Annotated in this window: 23 protein-coding genes; 4 read left to right on the top strand and 19 right to left on the bottom strand. The window is 69.2% G+C overall.

Features of this window, described 5'->3' with window-relative positions:
- Nucleotides 1–84 precede the first annotated feature (84 nt).
- Nucleotides 85–1,689: an Hsp70 family protein gene (locus FND50_RS13455; RefSeq protein WP_144286086.1), complete on the top strand. Its 1,605-nt coding sequence runs from the start codon at nt 85–87 to the stop codon at nt 1,687–1,689.
- Here the strand turns inward: FND50_RS13455 and tsaD are convergent.
- Genes tsaD through FND50_RS13420 form a run of 7 tightly spaced genes read right to left on the bottom strand, consistent with a single transcriptional unit; the run spans nt 1,682 to nt 8,155 of the window.
- Nucleotides 1,682–2,719 carry a tRNA (adenosine(37)-N6)-threonylcarbamoyltransferase complex transferase subunit TsaD gene (gene tsaD, locus FND50_RS13450; protein WP_007301251.1) on the bottom strand — a complete coding sequence of 346 codons (1,038 nt, stop codon included), beginning with the start codon at nt 2,717–2,719 and terminating at the stop codon, nt 1,682–1,684. The two genes, FND50_RS13455 and tsaD, sit on opposite strands and share 8 nt — an antisense overlap.
- Entirely contained in the window at nt 2,716–3,195 is a 480-nt protein-coding gene (rimI, locus tag FND50_RS13445) for a ribosomal protein S18-alanine N-acetyltransferase (RefSeq protein WP_144286085.1), read from the bottom strand. The genes tsaD and rimI overlap by 4 nt, the downstream gene beginning before the upstream one ends.
- A complete protein-coding gene (gene tsaB, locus FND50_RS13440) occupies nt 3,192–3,851 on the bottom strand; it encodes a tRNA (adenosine(37)-N6)-threonylcarbamoyltransferase complex dimerization subunit type 1 TsaB (protein WP_037244766.1) in 660 nt (219 codons plus the stop codon). Before tsaB ends, rimI begins: the two co-directional genes overlap by 4 nt.
- A gap of 50 nt (nt 3,852–3,901) precedes the next feature.
- Entirely contained in the window at nt 3,902–4,390 is a 489-nt protein-coding gene (gene tsaE, locus FND50_RS13435; protein ID WP_005239749.1) for a tRNA (adenosine(37)-N6)-threonylcarbamoyltransferase complex ATPase subunit type 1 TsaE, read from the bottom strand.
- On the bottom strand, nt 4,380–5,444 hold the full coding sequence (locus tag FND50_RS13430) for an alpha/beta fold hydrolase (protein WP_144286084.1): 1,065 nt from the start codon (nt 5,442–5,444) through the stop codon (nt 4,380–4,382). Before FND50_RS13430 ends, tsaE begins: the two co-directional genes overlap by 11 nt.
- A 3-nt stretch (nt 5,445–5,447) precedes the next feature.
- Nucleotides 5,448–6,653, bottom strand: coding sequence for an alanine racemase (gene alr, locus FND50_RS13425; RefSeq protein WP_144286083.1), 1,206 nt, complete (start codon nt 6,651–6,653; stop codon nt 5,448–5,450).
- Between the two features lie 17 nt (nt 6,654–6,670).
- Nucleotides 6,671–8,155 (bottom strand): NAD(P)H-hydrate dehydratase, encoded by a 1,485-nt coding sequence (locus tag FND50_RS13420; protein ID WP_144286082.1) that lies wholly within the window; start codon nt 8,153–8,155, stop codon nt 6,671–6,673.
- Between FND50_RS13420 and FND50_RS13415 the strand changes: the two genes are divergently transcribed.
- Entirely contained in the window at nt 8,154–8,582 is a 429-nt protein-coding gene (locus tag FND50_RS13415; RefSeq protein WP_144286081.1) for a cupredoxin domain-containing protein, read from the top strand. The two genes, FND50_RS13420 and FND50_RS13415, sit on opposite strands and share 2 nt — an antisense overlap.
- Nucleotides 8,583–8,615: 33 nt before the next feature.
- On the opposite strand, the gene glmS is transcribed toward FND50_RS13415, so the two are convergent.
- Nucleotides 8,616–10,478, bottom strand: a complete 1,863-nt coding sequence (glmS, locus tag FND50_RS13410; RefSeq protein ID WP_144286080.1) for a glutamine--fructose-6-phosphate transaminase (isomerizing) — start codon at nt 10,476–10,478, stop codon at nt 8,616–8,618.
- A gap of 97 nt (nt 10,479–10,575) precedes the next feature.
- Here glmS and FND50_RS13405 point away from each other — a divergent pair, with 97 nt between their 5' ends.
- Nucleotides 10,576–11,412, top strand: a complete 837-nt coding sequence (locus FND50_RS13405; RefSeq protein ID WP_039953024.1) for a dienelactone hydrolase family protein — start codon at nt 10,576–10,578, stop codon at nt 11,410–11,412.
- A gap of 9 nt (nt 11,413–11,421) precedes the next feature.
- On the opposite strand, the gene FND50_RS13400 is transcribed toward FND50_RS13405, so the two are convergent.
- The 8 genes from FND50_RS13400 to ddaH all read right to left on the bottom strand — a co-directional run bounded on the left by FND50_RS13400 (nt 11,422) and on the right by ddaH (nt 18,946).
- Nucleotides 11,422–11,604 carry a hypothetical protein gene (locus tag FND50_RS13400; RefSeq protein WP_144286079.1) on the bottom strand — a complete coding sequence of 61 codons (183 nt, stop codon included), beginning with the start codon at nt 11,602–11,604 and terminating at the stop codon, nt 11,422–11,424.
- A 38-nt stretch (nt 11,605–11,642) separates the two neighbouring features.
- Entirely contained in the window at nt 11,643–13,775 is a 2,133-nt protein-coding gene (locus FND50_RS13395) for a hypothetical protein (protein WP_313905317.1), read from the bottom strand.
- Entirely contained in the window at nt 13,772–14,080 is a 309-nt protein-coding gene (locus FND50_RS13390) for a type VII secretion target (RefSeq protein WP_144286077.1), read from the bottom strand. The genes FND50_RS13395 and FND50_RS13390 overlap by 4 nt, the downstream gene beginning before the upstream one ends.
- An 86-nt stretch (nt 14,081–14,166) precedes the next feature.
- Nucleotides 14,167–15,504 (bottom strand): phosphoglucosamine mutase, encoded by a 1,338-nt coding sequence (gene glmM, locus FND50_RS13385; RefSeq protein ID WP_144286076.1) that lies wholly within the window; start codon nt 15,502–15,504, stop codon nt 14,167–14,169.
- A gap of 137 nt (nt 15,505–15,641) precedes the next feature.
- Complete coding sequence (rpsI, locus tag FND50_RS13380; protein WP_005239729.1) at nt 15,642–16,178, bottom strand: 30S ribosomal protein S9; 537 nt, start codon at nt 16,176–16,178, stop codon at nt 15,642–15,644.
- Nucleotides 16,175–16,618 carry a 50S ribosomal protein L13 gene (gene rplM / locus FND50_RS13375; RefSeq protein ID WP_005239728.1) on the bottom strand — a complete coding sequence of 148 codons (444 nt, stop codon included), beginning with the start codon at nt 16,616–16,618 and terminating at the stop codon, nt 16,175–16,177. Before rplM ends, rpsI begins: the two co-directional genes overlap by 4 nt.
- 168 nt (nt 16,619–16,786) lie before the next feature.
- Nucleotides 16,787–18,013, bottom strand: coding sequence for an ornithine--oxo-acid transaminase (gene rocD / locus FND50_RS13370; RefSeq protein ID WP_144286075.1), 1,227 nt, complete (start codon nt 18,011–18,013; stop codon nt 16,787–16,789).
- A gap of 6 nt (nt 18,014–18,019) precedes the next feature.
- Nucleotides 18,020–18,946, bottom strand: a complete 927-nt coding sequence (gene ddaH / locus FND50_RS13365; RefSeq protein ID WP_144286074.1) for a dimethylargininase — start codon at nt 18,944–18,946, stop codon at nt 18,020–18,022.
- Nucleotides 18,947–19,027: 81 nt separating this feature from the next.
- Here ddaH and FND50_RS13360 point away from each other — a divergent pair, with 81 nt between their 5' ends.
- On the top strand, nt 19,028–19,480 hold the full coding sequence (locus FND50_RS13360) for an Lrp/AsnC family transcriptional regulator (RefSeq protein WP_005253874.1): 453 nt from the start codon (nt 19,028–19,030) through the stop codon (nt 19,478–19,480).
- A gap of 78 nt (nt 19,481–19,558) precedes the next feature.
- Here FND50_RS13360 and FND50_RS13355 read toward each other — a convergent pair whose 3' ends face one another.
- The 3 genes from FND50_RS13355 to FND50_RS13345 form a co-directional block, all read right to left on the bottom strand.
- A complete protein-coding gene (locus FND50_RS13355) occupies nt 19,559–19,846 on the bottom strand; it encodes a WXG100 family type VII secretion target (RefSeq protein WP_005253873.1) in 288 nt (95 codons plus the stop codon).
- Nucleotides 19,847–19,889: 43 nt separating this feature from the next.
- Complete coding sequence (locus tag FND50_RS13350; protein WP_144286073.1) at nt 19,890–20,207, bottom strand: WXG100 family type VII secretion target; 318 nt, start codon at nt 20,205–20,207, stop codon at nt 19,890–19,892.
- A gap of 131 nt (nt 20,208–20,338) precedes the next feature.
- On the bottom strand, nt 20,339–21,676 hold the full coding sequence (locus FND50_RS13345) for a type VII secretion-associated protein (RefSeq protein ID WP_260850979.1): 1,338 nt from the start codon (nt 21,674–21,676) through the stop codon (nt 20,339–20,341).
- Between the last annotated feature and the right edge of the window lie 3 nt (nt 21,677–21,679).

Raw genomic sequence — 21,679 nt, 5'->3', positions numbered from 1 at the left:
TCAACGGGCAGGGATTCCCCGCTGAGCAGGGCGTTCCGACAGAGACAGCAGGTCACGCGTCGAAAACGTGAGGGGGTGTGTGAGATGGGTATGTCCTTGGGGATGTCGACCGGTGCGGCCGGTGTCGGGTCCGCCCTCGTCACCACCGCCTCCAACGGTACACAGAACGTCGAGTTCCGTTACCTGTCCGCCGATCAGGCGCACACCGACCTCGGCGACCTGGTCCGTTCCTCCATCTCGCTGATGACCACCCAGGTTCCCGCCGACCCCACCACACCCGACGCGTTCGCTGTCGCGTACCGGACGGCGGAGCAGGCGCATTCGATCCGCAGCGCCGTCAGCAGGCAGCGGCACCGCGTGCATCTCGTGCCCGAGACCGCCGCCACCCTCACCTATCTTCGGCACACCGGCGAGGTCGCCCAGCATGCCACGGTCGCGATCGTCGACTTCGGCGAGTCCGGACTGTCCGTCGCCGTCGTCGACCAGGTCGACGGCACCGTCCTGCACGCCGACCGCACGAGCCGCGTGAGCGGCACCGGAATCGACGACCTCGTCTTCCACCACGTCGTCGGCAGCCTCGCCACCCCGCATCCCCTGCGGCACCTGGACCGCGACCTGCTCTCGGCGCGGTGCCGCGTCGCCAAGGAGCAGTTGTCCTCGGAGCCGAATGCGCACGTCGACATCGACCTGCACGGCATCCGCCCGGTCGAGATCAGCCGCACCAGGTTCGACGAGATCGCCGCACCGACCGTCCGGGTCGCGGTGGAGTTCATCCGTGCCACCGTCGCCGACGCCCCGCGTCGACCGGACGCCCTGGCCCTGGTCGGTGGCGGCGCGAACATACCCGCGATCACCGCCGCCGTCGCCGACGCGTTCACCGCACGGGTCATCGCTGTGCCCGAACCCGACACGGCGACCGCGAAAGGTGCGGCGTTGCTCGCCGTCTCCTCCGCCATCCGCGACTACCCGGCCACCGAGTCGACCCGTCCCGGTTCGGCCGCCAAGGTGTCGGGGGCACTCGTCGGCGCCCTCGTGGTCGGAGGGCTCGTTCTCGGCTACGGCGTGAAGGAACTCGCACCCGCACCCGACCCCAACGTCTCCCCCGCGGGGACGGACATGTTCCAGACCACCGAGCAGGTCACGACCACGACATCGGACGAACCGCCCGCGACGCGGATTCCGTCGTACGATCCGACGCCGACATCGGCGTACTACCCGAATCAGGTTGCCCCGCCCACCTCCGAACCGCAGACGGACCGGTCCCCTGAGCAGACGCCCGATTCGACGAGCGAGACCACGACACCGCGCACCACCACCCCGGTGCCGACACCCACGGCTCCCCCGCGTCCGACCCTGCCCGGAACGAACCCGTCGCAGCCGTCGTGGCCGCACATCGAATGGCCCGCGATTCCGCCGCTGTGGCCGCAGGTTCCGGGAGAATCCACGCCGAACGAACCGCGCCCGGGTACGCCCGCACCCGACGTACCGGAAGTAGCACCGCCGCCCACCGAGACGCCCGCCGCGCCCGCGGAATCCACTGCCCCCGCGGCGCCCGAAGGGCTCTTCCCGATGATCCCGGCCCCGGGCACGGTTGCTCCGAGTCCCGATGCGGCGCAACCGAGTGGTGCTCAGCGCGGCGAGACGCTCACTCCCCCGGCCACGCAGACCGTCACGATTCCGGTCAGCTGAACACCTGACTGGTCGCCACCGACAGTCCTGGGTCGCTGGCCACGGTCAGCAGGGACGGCGCGGCGCCGCCGGCGATCAGATGCGCGCCGAGCGAGGCGATCATCACCCCGTTGTCGGTGCACAGGCGCGGTTTCGGCACCCGCAGGGTAAGTCCGGCTTCGGCGCAGCGTTCCTCGGCGAGTGCGCGGATGCGCGAGTTGGCCGTGGCGCCGCCCCCGAGAACGAGTGTGTCCACGCCGACGTCGCGGGCCGCGCGCACCGCTTTCATCGTCAGCACGTCCGCCACGGCTTCCTGGAAACTCGCGGCGATATCCGGCACCGAACACGCCTCCCCTGCCCGCTCCTTGGACTCCACGTACCGTGCGACAGCCGTCTTCAGCCCGGAGAACGAGAAGTCGTGCCGGGCGTCCCGGGGCCCGGTCATCCCGCGCGGGAAGGGAATGGCGTCTCGGTCGCCGACCTGCGCCGCGGCGTCGAGGGCCGGGCCACCGGGGAATCCGAGGCCGAGGAGGCGGGCCACCTTGTCGAAGGCTTCGCCGGCCGCGTCGTCCACGGTGGTGCCGAGTTCGACGATGGGCTTCGCGAGATCCTCGACGTGCAGGAGGTGGGTGTGCCCACCGGACACGAGCAGCGCCACGCACGGTGGCATCGGTCCGTGTTCGAGGGTGTCGACCGAGACGTGGCCGCCGAGGTGGTTCACCGCGTAGAACGGGACGTCCCAGGCCGCCGCATAGGCTTTCGCGGCCGCGACACCGACGAGCAGGGCGCCGGCCAGACCGGGTCCGATGGTGACGGCGAGAGCGTCCGGCTTGGCGATGCCGGCCGCGGCGAGGGCCCGCCGCATCGTCGGGACGATCGCCTCGAGGTGCGCGCGGGACGCGACCTCCGGCACCACCCCGCCGTACCGGGCATGCTCTTCGACGCTGGATGCGACCTCGTCCGCGAGGAGTTCGCACGTTCCGTCACCGTTCCACCGGACGATGCCGACTCCGGTCTCGTCACAAGAGCTTTCGATCCCCATGACGATCATTGCACCGGCTCCTCACCCGATCCGGGGCGACGCATCGTGAAGGCGTCCGCACCGCTCGGTTGGTAGTACTTCTTACGGGTTCCCACGATCTCGAATCCTTCACGTCTGTACAGGGCGATCGCCGCGTCGTTGTCGGTGCGCACTTCGAGAAACACCGGGCCACCCCGCGCGTCCGCGACGCGCAGGAGTTCGTCGAGGAGGGCCCCGCCGATCCCCCGGCGCTGACACGCCGGGTCCGTTCCGATGGTGTGTATCTCGGATTCGGGATGCGAACCGTTGCCCAGCAGAGCGATTCCGGCGTACCCGACGACGTGGCCGGTGTCGTCCCGCGCCACGGTGTAGTGCACGTGCGGTGCGGCGAGTTCCGCCCTGAATGCGCCGGCGCTCCAGGGCCCGTCACCGGTGAAGAGGAGTGTTTCGAGCTCCGCGCACCGGTCGGCATCCGTGGCCGCCATCGGTTCGATGCGGAATGTCATTTCTTCCGGTCCGCCAGTTCGACCGCGTCCGGGCGCCGCAGGTAGAGCGGTACGAGCGCCGCCGGTGCCGCACCGCTGAACAGGGCATCCGCGGCCACCGCGACCAGCCCTGCGGGCGACGGTGTTTCCACGGGTTCGACCGGCAGATCGAAGAAGTCGACGTGTGACGGCGATCCCGCCACTACCTCGGACGGCATCGGCTCGAGCTCGCGCGGCTTCACCACGGCGGGGCCTTCCACCCGCACCCCTGCCGAGTAGCGCGCCCAGTACACCTCACGTCGGCGTGCGTCCGTGACGACCAGCAGATTCCGGTCACCGTCCACCTGTGCGGCGATGGCGTCGAGGCTGCACACACCGTGGGCCGGAATACCGAGGGCGTCGGCGAACGCGGCGGCGGTGGCCATCCCCACGCGCAGTCCCGTGAACGGCCCCGGTCCGGCGCCGACCACCACCGCGTCGAGGTCCGCGGCGACGTGACCCGACTCGGTGAGGCACTCGAGGATGTGCGGGGTGAGCACTTCCGCGTGGGCGCGCGGGTTGACCGTCACGCGCACCGCGAGGGTGTCCACCGCCTCCACCGATGCGGAATCGGCCGAAACCCGGACGACTCCGGCGGTCACGGCAGGCGTGGACGTGTCGATGGCGAGAACAAGCACGGTAACTGAGGGTACTCGCACGTCAGAACCGCTCCCGACACCCGACCCCGTCAGGAAATCCACTCCCAGTGGGCGGTGCGGACGTCCGTCTCCGGTTCCCGGCGCAGGCGTACCCGCAGGTGACGATCGGCCAGCTGCTCGGCAATGCCCTCGCCCCATTCGACGACGACAACCGCTGCAGCCAGGTCGGTGTCGAGGTCGAGCGCGTCGAGTTCGTCCAGCGCGTGCGGGCCGCTTCCGCCCAGTCGGTACGCGTCCACGTGCACCATTCCGACCGGCGCGCCCCCGTCGGGTCGCGTGCCCGCCCGGTGCTCCCGCGCGATCACGAATGTGGGCGAAGTCACTCGCCCCTGCACGCCGAGCCCCGCTCCGATTCCCTTCGTCAGCGCGGTCTTCCCCGCACCGAGGGGTCCGTCGAGGACCACGAGATCACCGGCGACAAGTCCCCGGGCGAGGTCCCGCCCGAACTGCTCGGTGTCCTCCGCCGTCGGCAACACCACGGTCCCGCTCACGGGCAACACTCCCTCTTCAGCCGACATCGGACTGCTCACGCGATTCGTACGTCGCCAGGCCACGATGCAGCACCCGGTCGACGGCGTCCGATACCACGGACGGGAACTCGAGCTGCACCAGATGGCCGGCACCGCGCACCCGCACCAGTTCGGACTCCAATAGGTCCGCCGCCAGTTTCCGGGAACTGCCGAACGGGATGATCATGTCGCTGTCGCCGCACACCACGACGGACGGGATGTGCTCGATCGCCTCGAGTGAGGCGGACTCGTCGTGCAATTCGAGTGTGCGCAGAAAGTTCACGACGGTGACCACCGACGTCCGGTCCAGCATGGAGTCGGAGAACCTGTGCAGCCGCGGGCTCACATCCGTGCCGTATGACGCTGCCCGCAGGATCGGGGTGATCAGCACGCGAGCCGCGCCGCGCGCGTGCTGGACGAGTTCGGGCGACGTCCGGACGGCCAGCCGGAAGCCGTCGATGACCGGGTTCTGCAGGTTCCGCGTCAATCCGGTCTCGCTGAGACCCGCAGCGGCCGTGGCAACCAGGCCCACACCGACCACCCGCGACGCCACCAGTTCGGGTCGCTGCCCGGCGAAGGCGAGCACCGTCATCCCGCCCATCGAATGCCCCACGAGCACAACCGGTCCGGTGGGGGCCTTCGCTGCGATCACGGTCGCGAGATCGGCGCCCAGCTGAGCGATGGTGCAGCTCGCCGTGGACGGCACACCCGAATCGCCGTGCCCGCGTTGGTCGTAGAACACCATCCGCACGTCGTCGCCCCACCGCTCGGCGAGCTGGCGGCGCTGGAAATGCCACGACGTCATGTCCAGGCAGTAGCCGTGCACGAACACCGCCGTCACGGGCGCGTCCTCGGGACCGGCCTCGCGGACCGCGAGCGCGACGCCGTCCTCGGTGACCACGACGCTGCGCCGGTCCCGCGACATCAGCGTGAAGTCCTCGTCACGATAGATCTCGCGGCCCGGCCGGGTCGCGCTGCGCAGCGCGTTGGCCCCGGCGACCGAACCGAGCGCCAGCGCGCTCAGCACGCCGCCGACGAGCCCCAGACGCTTCGACACACCCATGTCCTACGTACCCGTTCCGCCGACGTAACTGCGCACCGTGCGTCCGCGTACCCCCGTCACCACCTCGTAGTGGATGGTGTCGAGTTCGTCGGCCCACGCCTGCGCGATGGGCTCGCCGAGGTCTCCGTTGCCGAAGAACACCGCGGTGTCCCCCTCCCGGACTCCCCCGCCGTCCGGCCCGAGATCCACGACCACCTGGTCCATGCACACCCGCCCGATCCCCGGCCGTCGTTCCGCGCCCAGCTGGACCTCGAAACGGCCACTGAGCGAGCGCGGGAGCCCGTCGGCGTACCCGAACGGCAGCAGCGCCACCGTCGTATCCCGTGGGGCCACCCACTGGTGCCCGTAGGACACGCCTTCACCTGCCGCCACCTTCTTCACCAGAGCCACCCTCGATCGCAGTGTCATCGCCGGGCGCAACCCGAACTGACCGAGTTCGGGTACAGGCGACAACCCATATATCGCGATTCCCGGGCGAACCATGTCAAACCGCAGGTCGGGACGGGTCAGGGTGGCCGCGGAATTGGACAGGTGCACCACTTCGGGGACCAATCCCTGACGCTTGGCATCCGCGATCGCGCTGACCAGTCGGTCGCGCTGGGAATCGATCCAGGCGTGGTGCGGCTCGTCGGCGTGGGCGAGATGCGAGAAGATGCCGCGCAGCCGCACCGAGCCCTCGGCCTGTGCGCGCGCCAGATCGACGAGGACCTGCGCCAGCTCGTCGGGTGCCACCCCGTTGCGGTTCAGTCCGGTGTCGACCTTGATCGTGACGATCGCCGGGGTGCCGACGCGCCGGGCGGCAGCGACCACCGCGGCGAGGTGGCGGGGCGAGGACACGCCGAGTTCGACACCGGCCGCGATCGCGGGGGCGAAATCGGCGTCGACGGTGTGCAGCCACGCGAGGACGGGTGCGTCGATGCCCGCGCGGCGCAGAGTCAGCGCCTCCGCCACCGTCGTCACGCCCAGTTCCGACGCTCCGGCGGCCAGCGCTGCGCGTGCCACGGGCACCGCGCCGTGGTTGTAGCCGTCCGCCTTCACGACGGCCATCATCGCCGCGTCCCGGGCGCTGTCGCGCAGGATGCGGACGTTGTGGGCAATCGCGTCCAGATCGACCACGGCCTCGGCCTGCGGTGCCGGCGCGGCCTGCGCGGGCGCTGCGGGTTCGCTGTGTCCGTGGTCGTCGGCCGGTACTGCTTCAGCAAGCGTCATATGTTCGATCCTGCCATTCACGAGGAGGCCGGCATTTCTCCGGGTGACACCCCCGCACGGAGGACTCTGATCGACTCCCTGAGGTGTGCGAGCAGCGTCCCGGCGGAGATCGGTGCTGTTCCGCGCCCTGCGGAGAGGTCCGCGCCACCGCCACGGGCAGCCAGGTTCGCGGCCAGCGAGTGAGCTCGCGCACCCACCGCGGCGGCCCGCGCCGGGGTGATGCCCGCCGCCATGAGCGAGCCGATGATCCCGGCGAGCACGTCCCCCGCACCCGCGGTGGCGGACCACGATCCGCCCGCCTCGTTGACGAAGATGCGGCCCCCGGGTTCCGCGATCACGGTGGCACGCCCCTTGAGCAGCAGGTGAACATTCCAGTCGGCCGCGAGAGCGCGTGCCGACGCCACCCGGTCCGGACCCGTATCCGTCCCCGTCAGCCGGGCGAACTCCCCGGCGTGCGGGGTCAGCAGTGTCGCTGCGGTCCGCGAACGCACCAGGTCCGGATCCTCGGCGAGCAGGGTCAGACCGTCCGCGTCGACGAGCACGGGCACATCGGACCCGAGCACCGTCCGCAGCGTGCGACGGGCGGCGTCGTCGGTTCCCATGCCCGGCCCGACCACCCACGACTGGACGCGTCCCGCCTTCGCGAGATCGGCGGTCGCGATCACCTCCGGCGAGTGCGCGAGCACTTCGTTCGTGCACGGCCCGGCGTAGCGGACGAGCCCGGACGTGGCCGTGACCGCGGCGCCCGTGCACAGCACACCGGCGCCCGGGTAGCCGTCGCTGCCCGCGACCACCCCCACCACGCCCTGCGAGTACTTGTCGTCGCCGGCTCCCGGCACCGGCCACGCGGCACCCACGTCGGCGGCGTCGAGGGCAGTGATCCCGGCAGCGGCGAGCGACAGTCCGATGCCCACGAGCTCGACCCGGCCGCAGTGCGCTGCACCGAGCGCGTGGACCGGTTTGAGGGCGCCGAATGCGACGGTGACGGCGGCGCTCACGGCGGGGCCGTCGACCGCTCCCGTGTCCGGGTCCACACCGCTCGGCAGGTCCGCCGACACGATCGGAGCAGCCTCGATCCGGTCGACCAGCGCCGCAGCATCGGGTCGCAGCGGCCCCCTGCCGGAGATTCCGACGATTCCGTCGATCACCAGATCGGGCAGGCCCAGCTCGTCCGACGGGGCGGCCACCCGGCCGCCGGCCGCGGTGAACGCCGCCAGCCCGGCCGCGTGCGCCTTCTCCGGTTTCAGCAGCACCGCGGTGGCCGCGGCACCGCGCTTGCGCAGCATCGACGCCGCCCACAGCGCGTCCCCGCCGTTGTCCCCGGACCCCACCAGCACCGTGATCGTTCGACCGGCGATGCCCCCGGTCCGCGCCCGCAGCTCCGCCGCCACCACCGTGGCGAGCCCATGCGCTGCGCGTCGCATCAGCGCGCCGTCGGGAAGAGACGCCAGCAACGGCGCCTCCGCGGCTCGAACCTCGTCAGCGGTGTAGTAGCCCCGCATGGGAACTCCTCGTCGAGAAGGGTCGGTACCGGGTCAGACTACGCTCGACGTCATGCGTGGACGTGGAAGCTCGTGGATCGCCGGAGTGGCTCTCGCCGCAAGCATTTCGATGGCGGGCGTCGTGGCCGGATGTGGTTCGCCGGACAGCGCGGCGCCCGAGGCGCCGACCGGACCCGTCGTGCAGGTCGCGAACATGGCGTATGCGCCGGCGACGCTCACCGTCACGGCCGGAGACACCGTCACCTGGAACTTCGACGACCGGGGCGTCACCCACGACGTGGTGGGTGTCGGCGCCGCGAAGAGTGTGCTGCGAAGCCGGTTGATGCAGACCGGCACCTTTACGTACACGTTCACCGAACCGGGGACCTACGAATACACGTGTTCGCTGCACCCCGAGATGACGGGCACCGTCGTGGTCACCCCGTAGGGGCGCGGCCCTGCCACGCCCCTACGGTCGCCGCTATTCGACGGTGACGGACTTGGCGAGGTTACGCGGCTTGTCGACGTCGTAACCCCGTGTCTGCGCGACCTCCGCCGCGAACACCTGCAACGGCACCGTCGACAGCAGCGGCTGCAGCAGCGTCGGTGCCGCCGGGATCTCGATCAGGTGGTCGGCGAACGGGCGCACGGCCTCGTCGCCCTCCTCCGCGATCACGACGGTCCGCGCCCCGCGGGCCTGGATCTCCCGGATGTTGCTCAGCAGCTTCGAGTGCAGCACCGCGCGCCCCTTCGGGGACGGCATGACGATGATCACCGGCAGCCCGTCCTCGATCAGCGCGATCGGCCCGTGCTTGAGCTCGCCGGCCGCGAAGCCCTCGGCGTGCATGTATGCCAGCTCCTTGAGCTTGAGCGCACCCTCGAGCGCCACGGGGTAGCCCACGTGGCGGCCGAGGAACAGCACCGTCGACGAGGACGCCAGCTCCCGCGCCAGCGCCCGCACCGGCTCGACCGTCTCGAGCACCCGGCTCACCAGGTTGGGCATCGCCTCGAGGTCGGCGTACTCGCGTGCGACCTCGTCCGGGTACTTGGTGCCGCGGGCCTGGGCGAGGGCCAGGCCGACCAGGTAGTTCGCCGTGACCTGCGCGAGGAACGCCTTGGTCGACGCGACACCGATCTCCGGACCTGCCCGGGTGTAGAGGACGGCGTCGGCCTCGCGCGGAATCTGGGCGCCGTTCGTGTTACACACCGCCAGCACCCGCGCCTTCTGGTCCTTGGCGTGGCGCACGGCCTCGAGGGTGTCGGCCGTCTCACCGGACTGCGAGATGGCCACGACCAGCGTCGACCGGTCGAGAACCGGGTCGCGGTAGCGGAATTCGCTGGCGAGCTCGACCTCCACGGGCAGGCGGGTCCAGTGCTCGATGGCGTATTTCGCGAGCAGCCCCGAGTGGTAGGCGCTGCCGCAGGCGACGACGAAGACCTTGTCGACGTCGCGCAGCTCCTGATCCGACAGTCGCTGCTCGTCGAGAACGATCTTCCCGTCCTGGAAGTGACCGAGCAGGGTGTCCGCGACGGCGGCCGGCTGCTCCTCGATCTCCTTGAGCATGAAGTAGTCGTGGCCGCCCTTCTCGGCCGCGGCGAGATCCCAATCGATGCGGAACGGGCGGCCCTGCGCCTCGGATCCGTCGAAGTTCAGAATCGAGTACCCGTCCGCGGTGATCACCACGACCTGGTCCTGCCCCAGCTCGACCGCGTCACGGGTGTGCTCGATGAACGCCGCGACATCGGACCCGAGGAACGTCTCTCCCTCGCCGACACCGATGACGAGGGGCGTCGAGCGGCGCGCCGCGACGATGGTGTCCGGGTGGTCCGAGTGCGTGAAGACGAGCGTGAACGCGCCCTCGAGCCTGCGCAGCACGCTCAGCGCGCTCGCGACGAAGTCACCGGCCGTCTCGCCCGAGGCGTAGGCGCGGGCGACCAGGTGCACCGCGACCTCGGTGTCGGTGTCGCTGGTGAAGTCGACTCCGTCGTGCTCGAGTTCGGCCCGCAGCGGGGCGAAGTTCTCGATGATGCCGTTGTGCACGACGGCAACCGTGTTGCCCGTGTCACGATGCGGGTGCGCGTTGCGGTCGGTCGGCCTGCCGTGCGTGGCCCACCGTGTGTGACCGATCCCGGTGCTCCCGGTGAAGTGCTCGGCTCCGACCTCGTCGAGTTCGGCCTCGAGATTCGCGAGACGACCCGCCTTCCGCTCGACCGCCATGCCGCCGTGTCCGTCGAGCACGGCGATGCCGGCAGAGTCGTATCCGCGGTATTCCATTCGCCGCAAGGCCTCCACCACAACAGTCAGAGCCTGCCGGTGGCCGACGTATCCCACGATTCCGCACATGGTTCATCAGGGTACTTGGACCGGGCGACGCGGCGAAGTCGGAGTGTGTGCCGCATCGGCTCTCTCGCCGGCCCGAGAATCGGATAACGTTCTCCCCGTGGCGCCGAAACCGAAGACCCTGGCCCGTGAACTATCCAAGCGAGGACCGCACCGCGTGCTGCGGGGTGACCTCGCACTCGCCGGACAGCCGGGCGTCGTATACACGCCCGAATCAGGCTTCAACCTGCCCGCCGTCGCGTTCGCGCACAGCTGGATGGCAGGTGCCGACCACTACCGGAAGACGCTCGAGCATCTGGCTTCGTGGGGAATCGTCGTGGCAGCCCCCAACAGCGAGCGGGGTCCCGTGCCCTCTCACCTGGGCCTCGCCACCGACCTCCGGGCCACCCTCGACATCTGTGTGGGCGTGCGACTCGGTCCCGGCCAGATCAGCGTGCAGCCCGACCGCGTCGCGTTCGCAGGACACGGGATGGGTGCGGGTGTGGCAGTGCTCGCCGCCGCGCAGCGGGACGTGTCGGCGGTCGCCGCCCTGTTCCCGGCGCCGACCGCACCGAAGGCCGAGAAGTATGCGTCCAAGATCACAGCGCCGGGTCTGATCGTGGCCGGTGCCGACATCGACACCATGAACAGCAACGCCAAGGCGCTGGCCGAGGCATGGGGCGGGGAACACGTCCTGCGCGCCGTCAACGGGGCGAAGGAGTCGGGGCTCACCGAAGGACGCCGCCTCCTGGGCGCACTCGGCATCGGCGGTTCCGAGCGGAAGACCCAGCAGATCACGCGCGCGCTGCTCACCGGCTTCCTGCTGTATCACCTCACCGAGGACAAGAAGTACGAGGTGTTCGCGAAGGCGGATGCCGAACTTCCGCACACCACGCTCGTCGATCCGCACGAGGAGCACACCGACGCCGGCTTCGAGGGCGTGCTCCCGCACATCTGACGTCGCCGGTCACACCAGCCAGCTGCGCGGCCGATAGAACTCGTCGTCGTCGAGTGTGCTCGGTTGCGCAGCCGCAGGCGGTGCCGTTGCAGACTCGGTCCGGCCGCGGCCGGACCGATTCGCCGCGGCTTCCTCGTCTCTGGCTCTGCGCTCGTCGATCCGCTCCCGGAACATTTCCAGGTCGGCTCGCATTTGTGCCCGTTGTGCACGCAACTGTGCGGCTCGGTGGCTCACAGCGGCCCGGCCTCGGCCAACTCGGCGCCGCTGTCGAATCCGGCCCCGGGACCTGTCGCCAGTTCGGGTGCGGACCGCGGCTCCTGTAGCGGCGGGACCTCGACGGGTGTCTCGGGAGCCGGCTCCTGCTGCACTGGCACCACCTGTGGTTGTGGGACGGCTGCGGCGTCTCCGGCCGGCGCAAGGGCAGGTGTGTTCTCGTGGGCCGGGACGTTGTCCGTGGCAGCCCCACCGGGCGTCGGCTCTTCCTCGGCTGCCGCGTCCGGGGCGCCCTCGGCACCAGCGCTGACCTGCGATTCCGGGGTCGGCGCGGCGGGTGCGCAGCCGGCGTCTCCTTCGCTGGCAGCGGTTTCCGCTGTGATCTGCGGCAGACCGTTCGGGCCGATCTCGACTCCGAACCTGGCCGTCCCCCCCTGTCCGTCGCTCATCTCGAGATGAATCCCCTGACCGTCGGCATCGACGGCGAGCGTCCACGACTGTCCGTCGAGGTTCAGTTCGAGGCTCGTGTCGTGTGGGATGCCGTCGGCCGACTCACCGTCGTCCTCCCGCGGATCGGCGTGCTCGTCGCCGAGGTCCTCGGTGTTCTGTTCCTCATCGTCCCTGTGGGTGAGGGCCGAGACGGTGTCCTCGATCAACGGGCGAAGGATCGAACCGAGATCCGCCAGACCTCCTGCGAGACCCGGACGCACCAGGTCACCCGGGCCGGGAATGCTCCCGAGGCCCGGGGCAGTAGTCGTCGGAGGCACGGCGACCACCGGCGGTGCGGTCGTCGGAGGCACGGCGACCACCGGCGGTGCGGTTGTCGGCGGCGCCGCGGCCATCGGAGGTGCAGTTGTCGGTAGCGCCGCGGCCATCGGACTGGTGGCCGCGTCCCCACCACCGGATCGAGGCGGGACGTACGCCGGTCCGCCCGTTGCAGGCCGCGGCGGGCGCCGTCGGCGCTGCAGGTGCGGGGCGGGCGCCGGCGCCGGCGCCGGCGCAGCGGCGGGGACGGTGTCGGCGTGTGGCACCTCGGGCACCCTCGGCGCGGGTGCCGGATCGGGAGTGTCCTCGGGACGAAAACCGGGCTTCACCTCGATCGACCGCGCCTCGGCGATGACGACGTCGTAGGCGGCGTGCACCGCTTCGGCGCAGTCCGCACACGCAGCGGTGAACTCCTGCTGCTTCTCCTCGTACACGTGGCGGAAGTTCGCGTCGAGCCAGTCCTTGGCGATTCCGGCGGCCCGCCGCACCACGTCGTCACGGTCGAGTCGGCGGAGCGCACCAGCGCCCCCGTCCTTGTACAGGCCGTTGACGTGCCGGTAGTCGTCGTCGGCGAGTCCGGGGAACCAGTAGGACGCGTCTTCCATGCAGTCCTTCGCGGCGGAGTTGTCGCCGTCCTTGCCGTCGGCGTAGATCTGGGCGAGAACGTCGATCTGGGCCGCGCTGTACCCCGCGACCGTCGGCTGGTGCAGAGACACCACCTTGTACGCCTTGTTCGTCACCGCGGCGCTCAGCGTGAGGTTCGCCTCGAACAGCACTTCGGCGAGTCCGTGGAGCCGACCAATGGTGGCGTCCGCCTGGATGTTCTGTCGGTCGACGGCGTCGATCGCCGCCGCGGCGGCGACTCCACTCCACCCGGTTCGCACTGCGGCGACGCATCTCTCGTTCTCGTCGAGTTCGGTGCGGGCCGTGTCGAGACTGCGTCCGAGGGTGTCGACGTCGCGGGCGAGGACGTTCAATCGCATCCCCCGCTCGGCGTCGAACGTCGCGTAGTAGTCGGTGAGTTCGCGAGACTCGTATCCCAGTTTTCTCGCCGCGGGGAGGAACAACTCGAAGAATTCGAGGCCCCGCGCGCCGAGATCGAGCATGTCGTCGGGAACGTTGAGACCATTCGGGCCCAGGTGCTCCCGCAGCGCGTTCCGGGATGCGTTCGCGGTCTGGGCGTCGCTGCCGTGCTCCAACAATGCGGCGTAGCGCTGGTCGGCGGACGGAGTCCGGTCACGCTTGTCGAGCCCGTACTCGTCGAAGTACGGCTGCCACGACGCCTCGTCCTCCTCGCGGGAGGCGGCCCAGGCCTGGAGGAGTTGCTCCTTGTATTCGCGACTCAGGTTCGGGTCGTCGATCAGCGTTCTCGGATCCGTGGTCACCACCGCACCCCGTTCACGTCGGCGGTGACGTTCGCGTCCGTTCCCGAGTAGCGCGCCGCAGCGGCCCGGAACGCGTGGCCGAACGATTCCGCGTCCGCGGCCCACTGGCCGAGCGCGGCCCCGACGATGCCGAGGGCGTCATGCACCGCGTCACCTTTCGCGGCGTAGTCGCGGCCCGCGTGCGCCCCACCGAATTCCAGCCGGGCGGTCTCGGCGGCCTGCTGTCTCAGGACCTCCGCCGACCGCAGCAGTCCCGCGCCCGCGTCCGTCACCACCGCGACGTCCACCTCGAGCCCATCGCTCATTGCCCCACCCTCTCTTCGCGACCTACTGCATTAGACGCGACAGCGCACCGATCGGTTCCCCCGGCCGATCGGTGCGCTGTGTCCGCTCACACGGAGGCGACAGTGCCCGCCAGTTCGTCGGCGAGCTTCCTGGCCACTTCGATGTCCGAAGCCTCGACCATCACGCGTACGAGTTGTTCGGTGCCCGACGGTCGCAGCAGTACCCTGCCGTTGTCGCCCAGGCTGCGCTCGGCTGCCAGGACCGCGTCCAGCACGACCGGAGACGCGGCGACGGCGCGCTTGTCGGCGACCCTCACGTTGACCAGAACCTGCGGGAGTGTCGTCATCGCCGCCGCCAGGTCCGCGATCGGCTGTCCGGTCTCCGCCATCCGGCCCATCAGCCGCAGTCCCGTCAGCACTCCGTCGCCGGTGGTGCCGAAAGCGGGGAACACGACGTGTCCGGACTGTTCGCCGCCCAGGCTGAAGCCGCCGGACCGGAGCCCTTCGAGGACGTAGCGATCACCGACAGCAGTGGTGACCAGTGAGATCCCGGCCTCGCGCATCGCGATGTGCAAACCGAGATTGCTCATGACTGTCGCGACGAGGGTGTTGTCCACCAGTTCACCGGCATCGCGCATGCCCAGAGCGAGGACGGTCATGATGGCGTCACCGTCGATGAGGGAACCGGCGGCGTCGACGGCGAGGCATCGATCCGCATCGCCGTCGTGCGCGAGCCCCAGATCGGCACCGTGCTGCACGACTGCCTTCTGCAGGCTCTCGAGGTGCGTCGACCCGCAGTTCTCGTTGATGTTGAGTCCGTCGGGTTCGGCGTTGATCGCGACGACGGTGGCGCCGGCGGCCCGGTAGGCGGCGGGAGCGACGCCCGATGCCGCGCCGTGCGCACAGTCCACCACCACCGTCAGCCCGTCGAGGCTGTTCGGGAGCGCGGTGGCCAGGTGCTGCAGATACCGTTCCGCGCCGTCGGGCACCGTGCGAACACGTCCGATCCCCGCGCCGGTCGGCGCCCGCCGTGTCGTTGTTCCGGCGGCGACGGCCTCGATGCGGTCTTCCACCTCGTCGTCGAGTTTGTGCCCGCCGGCCGCGAAGATCTTGATGCCGTTGTCGGGCATGGGATTGTGCGAGGCGGAGATCATGACACCGAGAGCTGCGTCCAGCTCCGCGGTCAGGTAGGCCACCGCGGGTGTCGGCAGCACCCCGACGTTCAGAACGTCGACGCCGGCAGACGTCAGGCCTGCGACGACCGCCGCCTCGAGCATTTCACCGCTGGCTCTCGGGTCACGGCCGACTACGGCCGTCTTTCGTCCACCCGAACCCGGCGACGCCAGCACCGTCGCGGCGGCGGAGGCCACCTGCAACGCCAACTCGGCGGTCAGCTCGGTATTCGCGAGACCACGAACCCCATCCGTCCCGAACAATCGACCCATAGACCAGACCCCTCGCACCTAGGAAACCCACTACATCTCGGATAAAGCACGAGAGCAGGCGTCCGGTAACGATGGACGCCTGCTCTCGGGAAGAACAGGTGCCGAAGCCGACCCCGGAGGGCGGCTTCGGCGACACATCAGCGCTTCGAGTACTGAGATGCCTTGCGGGCCTTCTTCAGGCCGTACTTCTTGCGCTCGACGGCGCGGGCGTCACGCGTGAGGAAGCCGGCGCTCTTGAGAGCCGGACGGTCCTCGGGGGTGACCTCGATGAGCGCGCGGGCGATGGCGAGACGCAGTGCGCCGGCCTGTCCGGACGGTCCTCCACCGTGCAGCAGTGCCACGATGTCGAAGGACTCGGCACGCTCGACCGTGACCAGCGGAGCCTTGATCAGCTGCTGGTGCACCTTGTTCGGGAAGTAGTCCTCGATGGTGCGGCCGTTGAGCTTGAAGTCGCCCGAGCCGGGGGTCAGTCGGACGCGGACAACCGCTTCCTTACGACGACCGACGGTCTGGATGGGGCGATCGATCACGATCGGGGCCTGTGGTGCAGCAGCGGCCTCGATGTCTTCGGCGACCTCGGGCTCCTCGACGGACACGTACTCGTCCGCCGCGACCTCGACAGCCTCGGTGATCTCTTCGGGGTTGGACACGTTCTGCTCCTCCGGCGCCGTCACTGGGCCACCTGCTTGATCTCGAATGGCACCGGCTGCTGCGCGGCGTGGGGGTGGTTCGGGCCCGCGTAGACCTTCAGCTTGCTGCTGATGGCGCGACCCAGCTTGTTCTTGGGGAGCATGCCGACGATGGCCTTCTCCACGAGGCGGTCGGGGTTCTTGTCGAGAACCTCACCGACGGAGCGGGACTTCAGACCACCGGGGTGTCCGGAGTGGTGGTAGAGGAACTTGCCCTCACGCTTGTTGCCGCTGATGGCAACCTTCTCGGCGTTGATGATGACGACGAAGTCGCCGCCGTCAACGTGCGGTGCAAAGGTGGGCTTGTGCTTGCCGCGCAGCAAGTTGGCTGCCTGGACGGCAAGGCGGCCGAGCACCACGTCAGTGGCGTCGATGACGTGCCACGTGCGGGTCACATCTCCGGCCTTCGGGGTGTACGTAGACACAGAACTTCCTCGTCTTGTTCAATCCGCTGCTGGCCATTGCGTATCGTCGAGCGATTCTCGGCGGCCAGTTGAGACCCGAGAACCGCCAGCCACTGCGACACGAGGACGCAGCGGCGCACGGCACGCCAACGGAGAACAATACCGGTCGGTGAGGCCCAGGGTCAAAACTCACTCGGCGAGCGCATCGGCGAGCTGTTCGACCGCCCACGTCAGCTCGTCCCGTTCGATCACCAGCGGCGGGGCGATGCGGATCGTTCCTTCGTGCGCGTCCTTCGCGAGGACCCTGCGCGCCAGGAGTCTTTCACAGATCGTTCGGGCGGACGGCATACCGTCGGCCAGCTGCACACCGGCCCACAGTCCGCGCCCACGCACCTCCGACACGTGGTCGGGGGGCAGTTGCGACAACATGCTGTGCAGGTAGGCGCCCAGCTCACGGCTTCGCTGCTGATATTCGCCGGTCTCGAGCAGGTCGACGACCGCGCTCCCGACCGCGCAGGCGAGGGGGTTGCCCCCGAACGTGCTCCCGTGCTGCCCGGGGCCGATCACCGCCATCACCGGCCAGTCGGCGACGACGGCGGAGACCGGCATCAGGCCACCCCCGAGCGCCTTGCCCAGGACGTACACGTCGGGGGTCACGTTCTCGTGGTCGCACGCGAACGTGTCGCCGGTCCGCCCGAGCCCGCTCTGGATCTCGTCGGCGATCATCAGGATCCCGCGACGGGTGCAGATGTCCCGGACCGCCGTGAGGTAACCGGGCGGTGGCACCAGCACTCCGGCCTCCCCCTGGATCGGTTCGAGGAGCACCGCCACGGTGTTCTCGGTGATCGCGGCCTCGAACGCGTCCGCGTTCCCGTATTCGACGGACGCGAAGCCCGGCGGGAACGGACCGAATCCGGTGTACGCGTCCGGATCGGACGAGAACCCGACGATCGAGATGGTGCGACCGTGGAAGTTCCCGGTGCACGTGATCACCTCGGCACGCCCCGGTGGCACCCCCTTGACGTCGTAACCCCATTTGCGGGCCAGTTTCAGCGCGGTCTCCACGGCTTCGGCACCCGTGTTCATCGGCAGTACGGCGTCCTTCCGGCACAGCCGGCTCAGGTCCTCGCAGAAGGACGCGAACCGATCGTGCTGGAAGGCGCGGCTGGTCAGGGTGAGTCGGCCGAGTTGTTCGCGTGCCACCCGGACGAGGGTGGGGTGGGCGTGGCCGAAATTGAGAGCCGAGTATCCGGCGAGTACGTCCAGGTAGTCGACGCCGTCGATTCCCTTCACCCACGAGCCCGCGCCCGTCTCGATCACGACCGGCAGCGGCGAGTAGTTGTGTGCGCTGTGCTCGTCGGCCCTGCTCAGCAGCTCACGCGTGGCATCCGACACGGAAACGACACCGTCCGACATTGCTGGTCACCCCTGATCTTCCACGACCCGGAGCCCGCGGAATCCGCGGAATCCGCGGAGCTCCAAAGTGCTGCACTTGATTCCGCCACCGGATTTGAGGAACTCCGAATAGTCGACCGGCACGGGCTCGTACCCGCGGGCGGACAGTTGGTCGGCAAGGTGCGAAGCCTGCACGGGTAGCACCACATTGGCACCGTCACTGACCAGGTTCAGTCCGAGCCAGTCGGTGTCCGTCTCGGCCGCGATCACCGCGTCGGGATACATCTGCTCGAGCAGAGCGCGACTGTCCGGCGAGAACGCCGCCGGCAGGTAGGCGATGGTCGAGTCGTCGAGCACACCCAACGCGGTGTTGAGGTGGTAGTAGCGGGGATTCACCAGGTTCAACGTGATCACCGGGCGGCCGAGATGCGCCGAGGCCTCGGCGTGTGACCGCGGGTCGGACCGAAATCCGGTTCCGGCGAGGATCACGTCGCCGACGACGAGGAAGTCGCCCTCCCCCTCGTTGGCATACCGCGGCAGGGTGGGTCTGATCAGCCTGTTGTCCCGGAACCACCGGAACACGTGTTCGGCCTCGGCCCGCCGCTCGGCGGACCGGTAGCGGGCGCCGAGCGCCACCCCGTCGACGACGAGTCCGCTGTCGGTGACGAACACCATGTCCGGAAGCCCCTCGACAGGGTCGATCGTGAGGACCTCGTGCCCGAGTCGCCGGTACGTGTCTGCGAGCGCCGACCACTGCGACATCGCACGATCCCGGTCCACGGGCTCCTCGGGCCGCATCCAGTCGTTGATGGCATAGACGACGTCGAAATACGTGGGCGGGCACATCAGGTAGCTCCGCGAGTGAGCCTGCCGCGAAACGCGGGCGGCGGCGCCCGGCACCTCCGTCGTCTCCTCGTACGGGTTCTCGGACTCGATACCAGCAGTGGGCGCCATCTCCACTCCCCCTCGATCGGTGTCGGTGAAATCAGTATCCACCCACCAAAAGGCCTGATCAATGCGCTAGCGTTCCATCACATGGATGATTCGTTGCGTCTGGACGGGCTCGATCGGCGGATCGTTGCGCGGCTGGAGCGCAACGCACGGTCCAGCTTCGCCACCATCGGCGCCGAGGTCGGCCTGTCCGCACCCGCCGTGAAGCGTCGGGTCGATCGACTGGTCGAGTCCGGGGTGATCACCGGATTCCATGCGGCGCTCGATCCGCGTGCTCTCGGCCACGGCGTCGAGGTGTTCGTCGAGTTGTACTGCAGCGGTCGCACCTCGGCCGTCGAGATCGCACGGATCGTGTCCCGTCACGCCGAGGTTCAGGAGGCGTACACCGTCACCGGCGATGCCAACGCCCTCCTCCGCGTCCGCACCACCGACACGGCACACCTCGAACGCACGCTGGAGAATCTGCGGTCGGAGCCGGCCGTCCTTCAGACCAAGAGCAGCGTCGTCCTCAGCCGGCTGATACCGCCCGCCGATTGATCCACTCGCTCCACCGTCGGAGAAGACAGTGCCCCAGCAACCGTGGATTGCTGGGGCACTCGACGTGTCACGCGAAGATCAGAGCCACGCCGTGGCGTTCCGGTCTTCCGCAGTCTGCATGTCGACGGCGCCGTCCTGGACGACCTTCGAGATCGTCTGCAGAACCTGGAGCAGATCCTCGTGGGAGCTGTCCCACTTCGCCTGCACAGCTTGGTAGTTCTCCCGCGCACCGCTCTCCCACTGCGCGACGAGCCCGTTGACGTAGCCCCGGAGCTCGTCGTGCGTCTCGCGCAGCTTCGCCTCGTTCGACTTGATGTCGCTCGCCAGCGCCTGCAACTCGGCAAATCCGTACTTCAATGAAGACATTCGGTGCTCCCCTCGAGCGTGGTAATTGTTGTCGGCGCCGGCGTCAGATGTCGAGCGATCCCGAAGCTCCGGCCGCATGAATCGCGTCCTGGTTGGCCTGCTCGGCGGCGTCGTATCCTTTGCCGTTCTCGCGGATCTTCACCGCAATCTCGTCCAGCGAGTCCTGCATACGGCGCGCTGCATCTCCGTACCGCGCCATCAGCTCCATGAACGCCGCCTGGGCTCCACCCTGCCAGGCCGAAGACGACTCCTCGCAACGGCCCTTGAGGCTGTTGATCGTGCCCTGCAGCTGGCTGTTCACCGTCTGCACGTGATTGGCCGCGACCTCCATCTGGCCGACATCGGTAACAACTCCCGCCATTGTGACTCCTTCTGTTCTCGGTGCGGCGGCCCCCTCTGGACTGCCCGCATTCACCCCTACACAAGATTGGACGCATCAACCGCCCAATCGGTTCCACCACGGTGGAAGTTTTTTCGGCGACGAGAAAGGGGTCACCGAACTATCACCAGCGACCGCACGACCTCTTCGCACACGCTCTCGATCGACTCCCACTCCTCCGCCAGGAACTGACAGCCGACGCTCACCTGGAGGTCGCGCTCGACGAGTACGTGCCACCGCACCACGGAGCTCGCGTCGGGAAACTCGCTGTACGCGATGCCGGGTCGACCTCCGAAGACGACATCGCGCTCCAGTTCGCCGAACAGCTCGGGACGGCCGCGCTGCGCAATCTTCGCCGTGAGCGTCACCGCCACTTCGTCGTATCCGGAATCCTCTCGAACCGCGTTCTGCGTGATGATGATTCGCCTGTCGGCTCCACCCGCAGGCACCAACTCCACTCGCGATCCGGAAGAAGCCGACGCGGCGGGCGCCCGCTCCTTCCACCCACTCGGCAGTGTCACGCGAATTCCGCCCACCTCGAGGTCCGCCGCCGCGGTGGCGGTCGTGGTGGCCGGCACCGCGGATCGGGTGGTCGTCGTGACCGGAGCCGCCGGTGCCGCACTCGCGTCCAGAGCACGGACGGATTCGGTGCCGGTACCGGGCTCCCGAAGAGTGAACACGAGAACAGCTCCGACGACGACAGCCAGCACCGCGACCACGGCGAAGAACGTCGGGCGGGTGCTCCGTCGGCCACCGCGCTCCGATCCCTGCAGCGCCGGTTCGAGCCAGTTCGCCTGCGGCACAGCCATCGTGGTCAGCTCGTCCGAAGAGTCGACCAGGCTGGACGCGAGTGCGCGCGCGATCTCTTCACCGGTGACGATCCGGACGTCGGCGTTCGGGGACGCGTGGGCGATCACGGCGTCACGCATCGTTGTGCGCTCCTGCGACTCTCCGCCGCCGGTCAGGAGTATTCCGTCGACCGGCCGATCACCGCGGGCTCGCGCACCGAGTTCCACTATCGCTGTCGCCCACTCCTCGATCCCCTCGTCGGGGCAGAGCGACGGATCGTGCTCGCATTCGACGACCCGGTATCCGCCGACCTCGCCGACCACGTAGCTGGCCGTTGCACCCACGGTCCGGCTTTCGAGCACCACCCATCGGCCACCCGACATCGCAGCACCCTCGGCCGCCGCCACGGCAACGGGAACCAGCACCGTGTCGGCGGCAACGCGCGACCCCGCGTCGGACAGCGCGTTCCGCCTCGCAGAACCCCATTCCGTCGGGTGTGACATCACTGCAGTCGCGATCGGCGCCGCCTCCCCCGCACCGTCGATCACAGACCGGAACATCGTTGCCAGGGCTTCGGACACCGCGAGAACTCCGCCATCGACGTCGACGTACTCGTCGTCGACGAAGCACAGCGGCGTCATCTCGTGAGCTGCCGTCGTCAAGCC

The sequence above is a fragment of the Rhodococcus sp. WB9 genome (genome assembly GCF_007558985.1).
Classification (GTDB): Bacteria; Actinomycetota; Actinomycetes; order Mycobacteriales; family Mycobacteriaceae; genus Rhodococcus_F; species Rhodococcus_F opacus.
This window is presented reverse-complemented; position numbering and strand designations above follow the sequence as displayed.

What these genes read in the sequence shown, in the direction of transcription:
- FND50_RS13455 (WP_144286086.1), top strand. Translation starts at nt 85, where the DNA reads ATGGGTATGTCCTTGGGGATGTCGACCGGTGCGGCCGGTGTCGGGTCC.
- tsaD (WP_007301251.1), bottom strand. Translation starts at nt 2,719, where the DNA reads ATGATCGTCATGGGGATCGAAAGCTCTTGTGACGAGACCGGAGTCGGC.
- rimI (WP_144286085.1), bottom strand. Translation starts at nt 3,195, where the DNA reads ATGACATTCCGCATCGAACCGATGGCGGCCACGGATGCCGACCGGTGC.
- tsaE (WP_005239749.1), bottom strand. Translation starts at nt 4,390, where the DNA reads ATGTCGGCTGAAGAGGGAGTGTTGCCCGTGAGCGGGACCGTGGTGTTG.
- FND50_RS13430 (WP_144286084.1), bottom strand. Translation starts at nt 5,444, where the DNA reads ATGGGTGTGTCGAAGCGTCTGGGGCTCGTCGGCGGCGTGCTGAGCGCG.
- alr (WP_144286083.1), bottom strand. Translation starts at nt 6,653, where the DNA reads ATGACGCTTGCTGAAGCAGTACCGGCCGACGACCACGGACACAGCGAA.
- FND50_RS13415 (WP_144286081.1), top strand. Translation starts at nt 8,154, where the DNA reads ATGGGAACTCCTCGTCGAGAAGGGTCGGTACCGGGTCAGACTACGCTC.
- FND50_RS13420 (WP_144286082.1), bottom strand. Translation starts at nt 8,155, where the DNA reads ATGCGGGGCTACTACACCGCTGACGAGGTTCGAGCCGCGGAGGCGCCG.
- glmS (WP_144286080.1), bottom strand. Translation starts at nt 10,478, where the DNA reads ATGTGCGGAATCGTGGGATACGTCGGCCACCGGCAGGCTCTGACTGTT.
- FND50_RS13400 (WP_144286079.1), bottom strand. Translation starts at nt 11,604, where the DNA reads ATGCGAGCCGACCTGGAAATGTTCCGGGAGCGGATCGACGAGCGCAGA.
- FND50_RS13390 (WP_144286077.1), bottom strand. Translation starts at nt 14,080, where the DNA reads ATGAGCGATGGGCTCGAGGTGGACGTCGCGGTGGTGACGGACGCGGGC.
- glmM (WP_144286076.1), bottom strand. Translation starts at nt 15,504, where the DNA reads ATGGGTCGATTGTTCGGGACGGATGGGGTTCGTGGTCTCGCGAATACC.
- rocD (WP_144286075.1), bottom strand. Translation starts at nt 18,013, where the DNA reads ATGTCGGACGGTGTCGTTTCCGTGTCGGATGCCACGCGTGAGCTGCTG.
- ddaH (WP_144286074.1), bottom strand. Translation starts at nt 18,946, where the DNA reads ATGGCGCCCACTGCTGGTATCGAGTCCGAGAACCCGTACGAGGAGACG.
- FND50_RS13360 (WP_005253874.1), top strand. Translation starts at nt 19,028, where the DNA reads ATGGATGATTCGTTGCGTCTGGACGGGCTCGATCGGCGGATCGTTGCG.
- FND50_RS13355 (WP_005253873.1), bottom strand. Translation starts at nt 19,846, where the DNA reads ATGTCTTCATTGAAGTACGGATTTGCCGAGTTGCAGGCGCTGGCGAGC.
- FND50_RS13350 (WP_144286073.1), bottom strand. Translation starts at nt 20,207, where the DNA reads ATGGCGGGAGTTGTTACCGATGTCGGCCAGATGGAGGTCGCGGCCAAT.